The organism is Nonomuraea glycinis (assembly GCF_035920485.1).
GTDB classification, from domain to species: Bacteria; Actinomycetota; Actinomycetes; order Streptosporangiales; family Streptosporangiaceae; genus Nonomuraea; species Nonomuraea glycinis.
Map to the genome: position 1 here is coordinate 5178867 of NZ_CP109166.1, position 12584 is coordinate 5191450.

13 protein-coding genes and 1 pseudogene are annotated in these 12584 nt (G+C 68.5%); 11 read left to right on the forward strand and 3 right to left on the reverse strand.

Annotation, left to right across the window (positions count from 1 at the left end; all coding sequences use genetic code 11):
- The first annotated feature begins 14 nt into the window (after positions 1–14).
- Positions 15–389, forward strand: coding sequence for a hypothetical protein (locus OHA68_RS24425; protein WP_327102324.1), 375 nt, complete (start codon positions 15–17; stop codon positions 387–389).
- A 212-nt stretch (positions 390–601) separates the two neighbouring features.
- On the opposite strand, the gene OHA68_RS24430 is transcribed toward OHA68_RS24425, so the two are convergent.
- Positions 602–952, reverse strand: a complete 351-nt coding sequence (locus OHA68_RS24430) for a transposase (protein ID WP_327109553.1) — start codon at positions 950–952, stop codon at positions 602–604.
- A gap of 164 nt (positions 953–1116) precedes the next feature.
- Positions 1117–1436, reverse strand: a pseudogene (locus OHA68_RS24435) (hypothetical protein); the annotation flags it as partial.
- A gap of 84 nt (positions 1437–1520) precedes the next feature.
- Between OHA68_RS24435 and OHA68_RS24440 the strand changes: the two are divergent.
- From OHA68_RS24440 to OHA68_RS24465, 6 genes are all read left to right on the forward strand, one after another.
- Entirely contained in the window at positions 1521–2390 is an 870-nt protein-coding gene (locus OHA68_RS24440; protein ID WP_327102325.1) for a MurR/RpiR family transcriptional regulator, read from the forward strand.
- Positions 2387–3133, forward strand: a complete 747-nt coding sequence (locus OHA68_RS24445) for an SIS domain-containing protein (protein ID WP_327102326.1) — start codon at positions 2387–2389, stop codon at positions 3131–3133. The genes OHA68_RS24440 and OHA68_RS24445 overlap by 4 nt, the downstream gene beginning before the upstream one ends.
- 171 nt (positions 3134–3304) lie before the next feature.
- Positions 3305–4660 carry a cellulose binding domain-containing protein gene (locus OHA68_RS24450; protein ID WP_327102327.1) on the forward strand — a complete coding sequence of 452 codons (1356 nt, stop codon included), beginning with the start codon at positions 3305–3307 and terminating at the stop codon, positions 4658–4660.
- A 12-nt stretch (positions 4661–4672) separates the two neighbouring features.
- A complete protein-coding gene (locus OHA68_RS24455; RefSeq protein WP_327102328.1) occupies positions 4673–5932 on the forward strand; it encodes an extracellular solute-binding protein in 1260 nt (419 codons plus the stop codon).
- Position 5933: 1 nt separating this feature from the next.
- Entirely contained in the window at positions 5934–6812 is an 879-nt protein-coding gene (locus OHA68_RS24460; RefSeq protein ID WP_327102329.1) for a carbohydrate ABC transporter permease, read from the forward strand.
- Positions 6809–7627, forward strand: a complete 819-nt coding sequence (locus OHA68_RS24465; protein WP_327102330.1) for a carbohydrate ABC transporter permease — start codon at positions 6809–6811, stop codon at positions 7625–7627. The genes OHA68_RS24460 and OHA68_RS24465 overlap by 4 nt, the downstream gene beginning before the upstream one ends.
- Here the strand turns inward: OHA68_RS24465 and OHA68_RS24470 are convergent.
- Complete coding sequence (locus tag OHA68_RS24470; protein WP_327102331.1) at positions 7617–8555, reverse strand: N-acetylglucosamine kinase; 939 nt, start codon at positions 8553–8555, stop codon at positions 7617–7619. The two genes, OHA68_RS24465 and OHA68_RS24470, sit on opposite strands and share 11 nt — an antisense overlap.
- Positions 8556–8634: 79 nt before the next feature.
- On the opposite strand from OHA68_RS24470, the gene OHA68_RS24475 reads away from it, so the two are divergent.
- Genes OHA68_RS24475 through OHA68_RS24490 form a run of 4 tightly spaced genes read left to right on the forward strand, consistent with a single transcriptional unit; the run spans position 8635 to position 12582 of the window.
- Positions 8635–9504, forward strand: a complete 870-nt coding sequence (locus OHA68_RS24475; protein ID WP_327102332.1) for a MurR/RpiR family transcriptional regulator — start codon at positions 8635–8637, stop codon at positions 9502–9504.
- Complete coding sequence (locus OHA68_RS24480; protein ID WP_327102333.1) at positions 9505–10239, forward strand: SIS domain-containing protein; 735 nt, start codon at positions 9505–9507, stop codon at positions 10237–10239.
- 19 nt (positions 10240–10258) lie between these two features.
- Positions 10259–11671, forward strand: coding sequence for an N-acetylglucosamine/diacetylchitobiose ABC transporter substrate-binding protein (gene ngcE, locus OHA68_RS24485; protein WP_327102334.1), 1413 nt, complete (start codon positions 10259–10261; stop codon positions 11669–11671).
- A complete protein-coding gene (locus OHA68_RS24490; protein ID WP_327102335.1) occupies positions 11671–12582 on the forward strand; it encodes a carbohydrate ABC transporter permease in 912 nt (303 codons plus the stop codon). Before ngcE ends, OHA68_RS24490 begins: the two co-directional genes overlap by 1 nt.
- Positions 12583–12584 lie beyond the last annotated feature (2 nt).

The following is a 12584-nucleotide window of genomic DNA, read 5'->3' on the forward strand; positions in this document are numbered from 1 at the left end:
GAGGGAAATTTCATATGAAGAATTTGCCTCGTAGTCTGCATTTAGCTAGAATGTTCATGCTGATACAGGCGGTAATCTTCCTCGTCGGCCTCACTGTTAAAGTTCTCTTGATCGTCGGTGGTTTTGCGGTCGAGTGGGAGTTCGTTGTACTGCCGCCTGTTTCTATCTTCACTATTGCGGGTGTTATTTTTCCTGCCATTATGGCCGGAGCTATCAAGCGCGGTGGGCGGCATATTAGAGTGGCGACCGTTGCAGTAGAGAGCGTCATTGCTCTATATGCTTTGATCGCTACATTTCGAGGTGTAAATATCTGTTTGCAGGCGAATCTCGTGATAGCAGTAGCGGTTATTTTTGTATTGGTGCGCACCCGGTCGTCGACCTCGACGTGACCGCGGTGGGCGGTATCGACCTCAATGGCTCACGGGACGGCCGTCCCTCCTGATCGAGTTCGGCTGATGGAGGTTGCTGCCTGGTCGTCCTGTTCGCTGCGGACGCGTGGCATAGCAGCCTGCCCGGGATCGCTCGGGCGGGCTGCGATTCCACGGGCCGCGATGAGAGCGGGGCTCCTCCTCCTGGGGTCAGCGGGACGTGTTCGCGATGGTCAGGTGGGTGCCGGCAGGGCGCAGAGCCGCTGCCAGCAGGTCAGGAAGGCATGTTTCCACGGCCAGGTGGAACTGATCTTCACGATTCGCCGGCGGGCGGGGGTGACGAGCCGGGCTGGTAGGTGCGACAGGCAGTAGCGCAGGGTCTGGGGTTCGGCGTGGGCCAGTTCGGTATCGTCGTGAAGGCCGAGCAGGCGGGTCCAGGCATCGAGGTCGGCGGTGAGGTTGGCGGCCGGCACCCAGTCGACGTTCGCGTTCCAGGTCTTGGACGGCATGTTGCGCAGCCCCATCTCCTTGTTGCAGGGAACGCGGTCTTCGACTTCGGCGTGGTCGCGGTGGACGGCGTCGATGAAGGCGAGCTGATGGCTGCCCGGCCCGCTCGTTCAGGCCGGTCGGCTCGGCGACCCGGGCGTGCTCGTGTGCCTTGCCGTTTTGGCGTACGGTCGTCTGCCAGGCAGTCTCGGGCAGTTTGGCGATCGCCTTCTCATCGGCTTTAGCGAGGCACCTTCTTCAGTCATCGATCTTCAGTGCGAAATGCTGGCTGAGTAGCCGCGGCTGCCAACCGCTCCTTGACGGCCGCTGATTCTTCGGGCCGCTCGATGAGCTTGCCCTTGCGGAACTTCGCCTCGGCGCAGACCGGGGCGACGAGGTGGAGCGCGTTGACCGCGCGCCAGCAGGCCTGCGCCGACCCGATCTGCTGAAGGCCATCGCGAGCCCGGCATTGCGTGAACCCGACCCCTTGGTGACCTTGGTCCGGCGCCGGACGGTGGCGAAGGTGGACTCGATCGGGCTTGTGGTGCGCAGATACGGCCAGTGCCTCAGCGGATAGTCGTGGAGGGGCCGAGCAGTCATTGAGGCGTTAAGAATTATTGCCCAATACCCTTGACGGGGGCATTAGCTAGGCATAATTATCACCGCGTGGAACTACTTGGCCGGATCAGGACCGAGCGGCATGAGATGCCCGATGCCCTGCGCAAGGTTGCCGACGCGATCCTCGCCAGCCCAGGCGAGGCCGCCAGGCTGACGATCGTCGATCTCGCCGAGCGAAGCCGCACCTCGACGGCCACGATCACCAGGTTCTGCCGGGCGCTCGGCTTCGCGGGCTATGCCGAGTTGCGGGTGGCCGTGGCCACTGAGACCGGGCGGGTCGCTCAGCAGACCTGGCAGACCGACATCGGCCAGGAGATCCTCCCCGACGACAACCTAGAGAAGGTGCTCGGCGTGGTGTCGGGCAACGACATCCGGCTGATCCAGGAGACCGGCGATCAGCTCGACCTGGCCGTGGTCGCCAAGGTCGCGCAGGCCGTGGCGGGTGCGGGCCGGGTGCTGCTGTTCGGGGTGTCGAGCAGCGCGGCGGTGGCCAGTGAGATGGAGTATCGGCTGCAGCGGATGCGGGTGCCCACCTGGAGCAGGTCCGATGCCCACAGTGCGCTCACCGACGCGGCGTTGCTGGGGCAGGGCGATGTGGCCATCGGGATCTCGCACAGCGGCAGGACGCGGGAGGTGATCGAGGTGCTGGCCGAGGCCGGCAGCCATGGTGCGATCACGGTGGCGGTGACGTCGCATCCGCGGTCGCCGCTGGCCGAGGTGGCGGAGCTGGTGCTGACCACCTCCAGCAGGGAGACGACGTTCAGGGCCGACGGGTTCGCCGCGATCCACTCGCAGCTGCTCGTGCTGGACGTGGTGTACGTGTCGGTCGCGCAGCGTACGTACGAGCGGACCAGGCAGGCGTTCGATGTCACGGTCAGAGCCGTGCAGGGACATCGCCTGCCAGAAGGAGATATATGACGATAAATCCGGACGCATTCGCCGAGCACATCGCCCACCTCGTCCAGGAGATCCCGAAAGACCCGGCCATCCACCAGGCCGCCGACCTCTTCACCCAGGCGCTGACCAAGGGCGGCGTCATCCAGGCGTTCGGCTCCGGCCACTCCGAGGCCGTCGCCATGGAGATCGCCGGCCGCGCCGGCGGCCTCGTCCCGACGAACCGGCTCGCGCTCAGGGACATCGTCCTGTACGGCGGCGCCCCCAGATCCGAGCTGGACCGCTACGACCTCGAACGCGACCCGGCCGTGGCCCACACCATCCTGGACCACGCCCCCGTCCACGACCACGACCTCTTCGTGATCATCTCCAACTCCGGCGTGAACGGCGTCGTGGTCGAGCTCGCCACCCTGGTCAAGGAGCGCGGCCACCCCCTGATCGCCATCACCTCGCACGCGCACAGCGACGCGGTCCCCTCCCGCCACCCCTCGGGCCGCAAACTCACCGACCTGGCCGACGTCATCCTCGACAACCGCGCCCCGTACGGCGACGCCGTGCTCCCCCTGCCAGGCGGAGGCGCGACAGGTGCCGTCTCCACCATCACCTCAGCCCTCCTCGCCCAACTCGTCGTGGCCCAGACCGTGAGCAACCTCCTCAAAGCCGGACAGGTCCCCCCGATCTACCTCTCGGCCAACGTGCCGGAGGGCGACGCGCACAACCTCAAGCTCGAAGCCCTGTACGAGGGCCGCATCCGCCGAGGCGCCTGACCCCGCCCCCGGCCACGCCAGCCCGACCACCACTCCGGCGCACGAAGCGCACGAAGCGCACGAAGCGCACGACGACGCACGACGACGTACGAGAGCCGCACCAAGCCGCACGACAGCTCTGTTTGGCATGCCGCACATTCGGGGGCCGTTCAACCAAGGAGAACCCCACCCATGTCGCGAAATTTCCGAAAAATCCTGCTGTCCTTAGCCACCCCCCTGGCTCTGATCGCCACCCTGACCATCGCCAACCCCGCCAACGCCGCCCAGGCCATCCGCCTCCAGTACCGAACCAGCGCCCCCGGCGCCACCACCGCCCAAGCCGAGCCCTGGCTCCAGCTCTTCAACGACGGCACCACCACCATCCCCCTCAACCAGGTCAAGATCCGCTACTACCTCAAAGGCACCGAGACCTACCGCTTCGCCTGCTCCTGGGCAGTGATCTCCTGCTCAACGGTCACGGGCCACTTCGTCCCCCAATCAGCCGACGCCCAGTACCTAGAGATCGGCTTCACCGCAGGTCAACTGGCCCCCGGCGCCACCACCCGAGACCTCCAACTGCGCTTCTATCGAGCCGACTGGCAGAGCTTCACCCAGAGCGACGACCCCTCCTACGGCCCCCAGACCTCCTACGCCAACTGGAACAAGATCACCGTCTACGTGAACGGCGAGCTGGCCTGGGGCGACCCATCAGGCAGCGACCCCGACCCGGACCCCGACCCGACCGACCCACCCGGCCCTGGCGGCGTCCTGTTCGACGATTTCACGTACACGAACTCCAGCGACCCCAGGCTGGCGCAGCGCGGCTGGACCGTGCGCGGCAGCTCGGGCGGCCCCGGCGTGCCAGGCGCCACCTGGTCCCCGTCGGCGATCACCTTCCCCAGCGGCCTGCTCACCTTGGACTCCTCGACGAACGGCACCAACTCGGGCACCGTCCACACCGAGCTCTCCACCGCCAACCGCAAGTTCTTCGAGGGTACGTACGGCGCCCGCGTGCGCTTCGCCGACGCCCCGACCAGCGGCCCCGACGGCGAGCACGTCGTACAGACGTTCTTCACCATCACCCCGCTCCGCTTCAACCTGGACCCTGACTACGGCGAGCTCGACTTCGAGTATCTGCCGAACGGCGGCTGGGGCGAGCCGTCCAACATCCTCTACACCACGAGCTGGGAGACCTACCAGGCCGAGCCGTGGCAGGCGGTGAACACCCACACCGACGAGCGCGCCAGCTTCGCCGGCTGGCATGACCTGGTGATCCAGGTGTCCGGCGGCCACATCAAGTACTACGTCGACGGCCGGCTGTTCGCCGACCACAGCGGCATCTACTACCCCGAGACCCCCCAGTGGATCATGTTCAACCAGTGGTTCATCGACCTCCAGGCCGCCACCGGCACCCGCACCTACCGCCAGCAGGTCGACTGGGTCTACCACGCCAAGAACGAGGTCGTCTCGCCCCCCGGCGTGCTGACCCGGGTCAACGACCTCCGCGCCGAGGGCACCGCCTTCCGTGACACCGTCCCCAACCCGTAGCGAGAAGGCACCATGAAGCACCGACTCACCGCCGCGGTGGCGGCACTGGCCCTGGCCACGGCGGCGTGCGGCTCGGGCGCGAGCACAGGCGCCCCGGCGAGCAGCGGCCCGGTCAAGCTGGCCGTCTGGATCATGGACGGCAGCGTCACGCAGGACCTGCTGAAGACGTTCGAGACCCGCTACGAGACCGCCCATCCGAAAACAGACCTCGACCTGCAGATCCAGGCGTGGGACGGCATCGGCGAGCGGGTGACCGCCGCGCTGGCCAGCACCGACGCCCCCGACGTGATCGAGGTGGGCAACACCCAGGTGGCGCAGTACGCGGCCAGCGGCGGCGTCACCGACCTCACCGCCAAGGTCGCCGACCTCAAGGGCGAGGACTGGCTGCCCGGCCTGGCCCAGCCGGGCAACATCGACGGCAAGCAGTACGGCGTCCCGTGGTACGCGGCCAACCGGGTCGTCGTCTACAACAAGGACCTGTTCACCAAGGCCGGCATCGACGCCGCACCCAAAACAAGGGACGAATGGCTAAATATCACGGAAAAGCTGAACAAGGGCGGTAACCAGGGCATCTACCTCCCCGGCCAGACCTGGTACGCGCTCGCCGGGTTCGTCTGGGACGAGGGCGGCGACCTTGCCGTACAAGAAGGTGACACGTGGCGAGGCGCACTGGACACGCCCCAGGCGCTGGCCGGAATGGACTTCTACAAGCGCCTCCAGGCTCTCGGCAAGGGCCCCAAGGAGGCCGACGAGGCCAACCCGCCCCAGCATGAGGTGTTCGCCCAGGGCAAGACGGCGCAGATCATCGCCGTCCCCGGCATCGCCGCCCGCGTCCTGGAGGTCGAGCCGGAGCTCAAGGGCAAGCTGGGCGTCTTCCCGATCCCCGGCAAGACCGCCGACAAGCCAGGCGCCGTCTTCACCGGCGGCTCCGACCTCATCGTCCCGGCCGCCGCCCAGCACCAGGACGAGGCCTACGAAGTGATCAAGGAGCTGGCCGGCGAGCAGTTCCAGACCGAGCTGGCCAAGGCCATGAGCTTCGTGCCCAACCGCACGTCGCTGGCCTCGGTGCTGTCCGGGGACGAGGGCACCGCCGCGATGGCGGCCGGCGCCGCCGTCGGCCGGGCCACCCCGAACACCCCCAACTGGGCGGCCGTCGAGGCCACCTCGGTCATCAAGCAGTACATGACCGCGGTGCTCACCGGCGCCGACCCCGCCACCGAGGCCAAGAAGGTCTCCGACTCCATCACCACGACACTCAACAGCGGGTCCTGAGTTGCGGACCCGCTCCCTGTGGCCCTACCTGCTCATCGCGCCAACGGTGGCGGGTGGGGCCTTCCTCCTCCTTTACCCGCTGCTCAAGGCGGCCGTGATCTCGCTCCAGCACTTCCGGATGGGCGAGCTCATCAGGGGCGGCGCCGCGCTCGTCGGCCTGGAGAACTACCAGGAGCTGCTGGGCGGCGCCGAGTTCTGGCAGGTGCTGCTGCGCACGGTCGTCTGGACCGCGATCAACGTGGCGCTCATCGTGGTGCTGGCCACCGGCGTCGCGCTGATGCTCGTCCGGCTGCGGCGCGGCATGCGCCTGGCCCTGATGAGCGCGCTCGCCCTGGCCTGGGCCACGCCGGTGATCGCGGCCACCACGATCTTCCAGTGGCTGTTCCAGTCGGAGCTCGGCGTCGTCAACTGGCTGCTGACCACGCTCGGCCTCGGCTCCTTCGACGGCTACACCTGGTTCGCGAACGGCAATGCGACCTTCGCCGTCCTGGTCCTCCTGGTCGTCTGGCAGTCGGTGCCGTTCGCCGCGCTCACCCTCTACGCGGGTCTGACCACGATCCCGGCCGAGCTGTACGAGTCCGCCAGGATCGACGGCGGCACCGGCTGGCAGGTCTTCTGGAAGATCACCGTACCGATCCTCCGGCAGCTCTTCGCGCTGATCACCGCGCTGGAGGTGATCTGGGTGGCCAAGTGCTTCCCGCAGATCTGGGTGCTCAGCCAGGGCGGCCCCGGCGACGCCACCACCACCCTGCCGATCTACGCGTTCAAGGTGGCCCGGGTGCTGCACCGCTACGACCTGGGCTCGGCGGTCGCCCTGCTCACGGTCGGCATCCTCGCCGTGGCCCTGATCAGCAACCTGCGACGGATGGTCCGCTCATGAGAAGGCTCACGCTCAACGCCGCGGCGCTGGCCGTACTGCTGGTGACGATCTTCCCGGTCTATTGGATGTTCCTGACGGCGTTCAAGCCGACCCGGGACATCCAGTCGGAGACCCCGACGTTCTGGCCTGCGGCCCCCACGCTGGAGCATTTCGCGACCGCCGTGAGCGCGCCCGGGTTCTGGACCTTCTGGCGCAACAGCCTGCTGGTGACCGTGGTCGCCGTGCTGCTCGCGCTGGTCGTGGCGCTGCTGGCGGCGTTCGCGGTGGCCCGGATGCGGTGGCGGGGGAGGGGCGCGTTCGTGGTCATGGTGTTCGCCGCGCAGATGGCGCCGTGGGAGGCGCTGCTGGTGCCGGTGTTCATCATCGCCAGGGACACCGAGTTGCTCGACTCGCTGGCCATGCTGACCGGGGTCTACTTCATGATCACGCTGCCGTTCACGATCGTCGCCCTGCGCGGGTTCCTCGCCGCGATCCCGCCTGAGCTGGAGGAGGCGGCCCAGGTCGACGGGTGCAGCCGGCTCGTGGCGTTCCGCAGGGTGGTCTTCCCGCTGCTCGCGCCCGGGTTGATGGCGACGTCGCTGTTCGGGTTCATCACCGCCTGGAACGAGTTCGCCTTCGTCAACGTGCTGATCATCAAGGACCACGACAAACGGACGCTGCCCGTCTGGCTGTCGTCCTTCCGCGACGTCTTCGGCACCGACTGGGGCGCGACCATGGCCGCCGCCAGCCTCTTCGCGCTCCCGGCGCTGCTGCTCTTCCTCTTCCTGCAGCGCCGCGTGGGCACGGGCATGACAGCGGGGGCGATCAAGGGGTGAAACGGGCGTGCGCGGCCTTCCGCTCCTCCTCCGGCAGCAGGTCGCGGGTGGCCAGCCAGGCCGCCGCCCCCGCGATGTCCCGCGCCGTCGCCACCTCCTGGTCGGCCAGCGACTCCTGGACGCCCTGCCGTACCGGACCTTCGTTCGTCAGCACGCTCCCCGCGAGCACCACCGGACCGGAGACGTGCACCCGCCTGACCGTGGCGACCAGGTGATCGGCCGCCTCGCGGGCGATCCCGAGGGCCATCGGGTCGCCCGCCGAGGCGGCCCGGCTCACCAGGGTCGACAGCGCGGCCAGCCGCATGTGGTCCGCCTGCGCGAGCCGTACGAGACGATCGGCGGTGTCGCGCGGCGCGGAGCGGCGCTCGGCGCCGAGGAAGTGCTCCAGCACCAGCTCGGTGAGCAGGCCGGCGAAGGAGCCGCGGTCGAGGGACGCGGCGACGGCCTTGGCGGCGGCGCGGCCGATCCAGAAGCCGGAGCCCTCGTCGCCGAGCAGCCAGCCGAGCCCGTCGGCGATGGCCACCATCTCGTAACCGGCGATCCGGGCCGCCACCGCGCCCGTGCCCGACAGCAGCAGCGAGCCGTCCGGCTCGGGCGTGCCCGCCACGTACGCGATCGTCACGTCACCCGTGAGCCGGGGGCCGGTCGGGATGCGCAGGTCGGCCCAGACCTTGCCCAGCGCGGGCGCCATCGACTGGACGTGCCCGGCGACCCCGGCCAGGGACGCCACCACACGGGAGCCGTCCTGGCCGGTCAGCGCCTCGCGCAGGGTGTCGCCGATGGCGGTCACCGCCTTGGCCAGGCCGTGCGCGCTGGGGTTGCCGGCAGCCCCGGTGGCGTAGCCGACGCGGGTGCCGTCGAGGGTGTGCACCGCGACCCGGGTGGAGGTGGCGCCGGCGTCGACTCCGACTACGAGCGAATACGTCACGATCAGATTGTGGGTCTTGACATGACCGCTTTGCAAGAATAATTTTCGCCAGAAGACGCGATATCCGGAAGGAATATTCGTGACTTCAGGAGCACTGGGACGCATCGCCACCGAGCTGTCCGGCCTGCCCGAGGCGTTGCGCCGGGTCGGCGAGGTCATCCTCGCGGATCCGGCGGAGGCCGCCAGGTCGACCATCATCACCCTGGCCGAGCGCGCGGGCAGCTCGCCCGCGACCGTGACGCGGTTCTGCCGCTCCTTCGGCTTCACCGGCTACGCCGAGCTGCGGGTGGCGCTGGCCACCGAGACCGGCAGAGCCGCCCAGGCGGGCTGGGGCGCCGGCGTGGGGCACGAGATCGGCCCCGACGACCCGATCGACGCGGCCATCGAGGTGATGGCCGCCGCCGACACCCGGCTCATTCAGGACACCGCCGCCCTGCTCGACCCGGGCGTGGTGGCCAAGGTCGCCGACGACATCATCGCCGCCCGCAGGGTGCTCCTGGTCGGCGTCTCCACCAGCGGCAACGTCGCGACCATGCTGGAGGGCCGGCTGCGGCGCATCGGCATCCCGTGTTGGAGCGCGGGCGACGCGCACGTCGCCCTGTCGGAGGCGGCCCTGATGACCGCCGAGGACATCGCGATCGGCATCAGCCACCGCGGCCGCACCCGCGAGGTCATGGAGGCGCTGGCCGAGGCCGGCAGCCACGGCGCCAGGACGGTCGCCGTCACCTCCTTCGCCCGCTCCCCGCTGGCTGAGCTCGCCGACCTGGTGCTGACGACGGCCAGCAGGGAGACCACGTTCCGGCTCGGCGGGCTGGCCGCGGTCCACTCGCAGCTGTTCGTGCTCGACGCCGTCTACGTGGCGGTCGCCCAGCGCACCTACGAGCGCACCAACCAGGCGTTCGAGCTCACGATCAGCGCAGTGGAGAGCCACCGCGTGGAGAGAGGCTAGATGACGTACGCATCCATGGCCCTGGAGCTGGCCCGTCAGGTCGCCGGGACGCAGGAGGAGCCGGTGCGGCGCGCGGCGGCGGCCGTCGTGGCGTCGCTGCGGGCGGGCGGCGTGGTCAACGCGTTCGGGTCGGGGCACTCCGAGGCCATCGCCATGGAGATCGCGGGCCGGGCGGGCGGCCTGGTGCCGAGCAACCGGCTCACGCCCAAAGACCTGGTCCTGTACGGCGGCGAACCGGCCAGTGTGCTCACCCCCGAGCTCGAACGCGATCCGGCGGTCGCACACCGGATCTACGAGCTGGCGCCGGTCGCGCCGCAGGACGTGTTCGTGCTGGTTTCCAGCTCGGGCGTGAACGGCACGGTGGTCGAGCTGGCCTCGATCGTCAAGGAGCGCGGCCACCAGTTGATCGCGATCACTTCGGTCAAGCACAGCATCCAGATGACCTCCCGGCACCCGTCGGGCGGCAAGCTGCTGGACCTGGCCGACATCGTGCTGGACAACGGCGCGCCGTACGGCGACGCCCTCATGGAGTTGCCCGGCGGCGGCAGCTACGGCGCGGTCTCCACGATCACCTCGGCGCTGCTGGCCCAGATGGTCGTCACCGAGGCCGTGGACCTGCTGGTGGAGCTGGGTGAGACGCCTCCGGTCTACCTGTCGGTAAACGTTACCGGCGGCGACGAGCACAACAAGGCCTTAGAGAGCCGTTACGCGGGACGCATCAGACGTGGAGCTTGACCAGTCAGGAGTAGTTCACATGACCAACACCCCCCACAGCATCACCCGGCGCGCGCTCCTGCGTGCCGCCGCCATCGCCCCCGTGGCGGGCGCGCTCGCCGCGTGCGCCACCCCGCAGAGCCAGGCCCCCGCCTCGTCGGCGGCCCCGCTCGCGACCAGCGCCGCCAACCCGTTCGGCGTGGACGCCAAGAAGCCGCTGGAGGTGTGGATCTTCGACGGCGGTTTCGGCGACGCCTACGCCACCGACATCCACCAGCCGCTGTTCAAGACGAAGTATCCGGACGCGGCGATCAAGCACAACGCCACCAAGGAGATCACCAAGGTCCTGCAGCCGAGGTTCGCCGGCGGCAACCCGCCGGACGTCATCGACAACTCCGGCGCCAACGCCATGGACATGGGCGCGCTGGCCCAGGACGGCCAGTTGCAGGACCTCACCCCGATGCTGGACGCGCCGAGCTGGGACGACCCCGCCGTCAAGGTCAGGGACATCCTCGACCCGGCGGTGGTCGAGTTCGGCACCTACGACGGCAAGTTCAGCGTGCTGGGCTACGTCAACTACATCCACGGCATCTGGTACTCCCAGAAGGCCTTCCGGGACAACGGCTGGACGGCGCCGACGACCTGGGACGAGTTCCTCAAGCTGTGCGAGACGATCAAGAAGTCGGGCAAGATGGCGCCGTTCACCTACGCCGGCAAGCACCCGCAATATCTCTACGAGCCGCTGCTCACCATGGCCGCGAAGATCGGCGGCAACGAGGTCCTGGTCAACATCGACAACCTCGAGGACGGCGCCTGGTCCAGCGAGCCGATGAAGACGGCCGCCACCGCCTGGGCCGAGGTCGGCGCCAAGTATCTGATGGAGGGCACCGCCGGCCTGGACCACGTCCAGACCCAGACGGCGCAGAACAAATACCAGGTGGCCATGCTGCCGTCCGGGTCGTGGCTGGAGAACGAGCAGAAGACCACCACCCCCGACGACTTCGAGTACGGCATGTTCCCCATCCCCGACTTCACCGCCTCCGACAAGATGCCGCACGGCACCCTGCACACCCAGCCGGGCGAGTCGTTCATCGTCCCGTCGAAGGGCGCCAACCCGCAGGGCGGCATGGAGTACCTGCGGGCCATGCTGTCGAAGAAGGCGGCCGGCGACTTCAGCGAGCTGGTCCGTACCGTGTCGGTGGTCAAGGGCGCGGGGGAGGGGCGGGAGCTGTCGCCCGGCGCGAAGAGCGCCACGGCGGCGATCGCCGCCGCCGGCGCCAACACCGTCTACTACCGCTGGCGCACCTGGTACGCCCAGCTCCACGACGAGGCCGTCGCCGCCACCGGCCAGCTCATGAGCGGCGGAGTCACGCCCGAGGAGTACGTGCAGCGCCTGCAGAAGAAGGCGGATGAGATCAAGAACGACTCCTCGATCAAGAAATACAGGCGCTGATGTTCAACACCTATCGCCGGGGCCTGTTCATCACCGCGTTCCTGGCGGCCCCGGTGACGCTCTACCTGGTCTACGTCATCTCGCCGTACGCCCAGGCGTTCTACATCGCGATGACCGACTGGCGAGGCGTGACCGCCACCCCGAACTTCATCGGGCTGGACAACTTCGTCAGGCTCTTCTCCGACGGGGTCTTCTGGAAGGCGGTCACGCACAACGCGGCGCTCCTCGTGCTGCTGCCGCTGGTGACGATCGTCATCGCCCTGTTCTTCGCGTTCCTGCTCAACGTGGGCAGCGAAGGGCGGGGCGTGGGCGGGGTCGCCGGGTCGAAGTTCTACCGGGTGCTGTTCTTCTTCCCGCAGGTGCTGGCCGTGACCGTGGTCGCGGTGCTGTTCCAGCAGGTGTTCCGGCCCGACGGCAGCGGCATGCTGAACGGGCCGCTGATGGCGCTCGGGGCGGGGCCGGTGGGCTTCCTGTCCGATCCGGACGTCGCGTTCTGGTCGGTGCTCGGCGTCATGGTGTGGCAGGCGGTCGGCTTCTACGTGGTGCTCTTCTCGGCCGGGCTCGCCTCCATCCCGCGGGACATGTTCGAGGCGGCGCAGATCGACGGGGCCGGGCGGGTCAGCCTGTTCTTCCGGATCACGCTGCCGCTGCTCTGGGACACCGTGCAGGTGGCCTGGGTCTACCTCGGCATCCTGGCGATGGACGTGTTCGCGATCGTGTGGGTGATGACGGACCAGCACGGCGGCCCGGACTTCTCCACCACGGTCATGGCCACCGAGATCTACCGCAACGCCTTCCAGCACTTCCGCTTCGGCTACGCCTCGGCGCTGGGCGTCGTGATGTTCTTCTTCACCATCGGCTTCGCCATCCTGTCGCTGCGCCTGTCGCGTCGCGAAAGAATCGAGTACTAGAG

Excerpts from the sequence above, each read along its gene's own strand:
- OHA68_RS24425 (WP_327102324.1), top strand. The coding sequence starts at position 15 with ATGAAGAATTTGCCTCGTAGTCTGCATTTAGCTAGAATGTTCATGCTG.
- OHA68_RS24445 (WP_327102326.1), top strand. The coding sequence starts at position 2,387 with ATGACGATAAATCCGGACGCATTCGCCGAGCACATCGCCCACCTCGTC.
- OHA68_RS24450 (WP_327102327.1), top strand. The coding sequence starts at position 3,305 with ATGTCGCGAAATTTCCGAAAAATCCTGCTGTCCTTAGCCACCCCCCTG.
- OHA68_RS24455 (WP_327102328.1), top strand. The coding sequence starts at position 4,673 with ATGAAGCACCGACTCACCGCCGCGGTGGCGGCACTGGCCCTGGCCACG.
- OHA68_RS24465 (WP_327102330.1), top strand. The coding sequence starts at position 6,809 with ATGAGAAGGCTCACGCTCAACGCCGCGGCGCTGGCCGTACTGCTGGTG.
- OHA68_RS24480 (WP_327102333.1), top strand. The coding sequence starts at position 9,505 with ATGACGTACGCATCCATGGCCCTGGAGCTGGCCCGTCAGGTCGCCGGG.
- ngcE (WP_327102334.1), top strand. The coding sequence starts at position 10,259 with ATGACCAACACCCCCCACAGCATCACCCGGCGCGCGCTCCTGCGTGCC.
- OHA68_RS24490 (WP_327102335.1), top strand. The coding sequence starts at position 11,671 with ATGTTCAACACCTATCGCCGGGGCCTGTTCATCACCGCGTTCCTGGCG.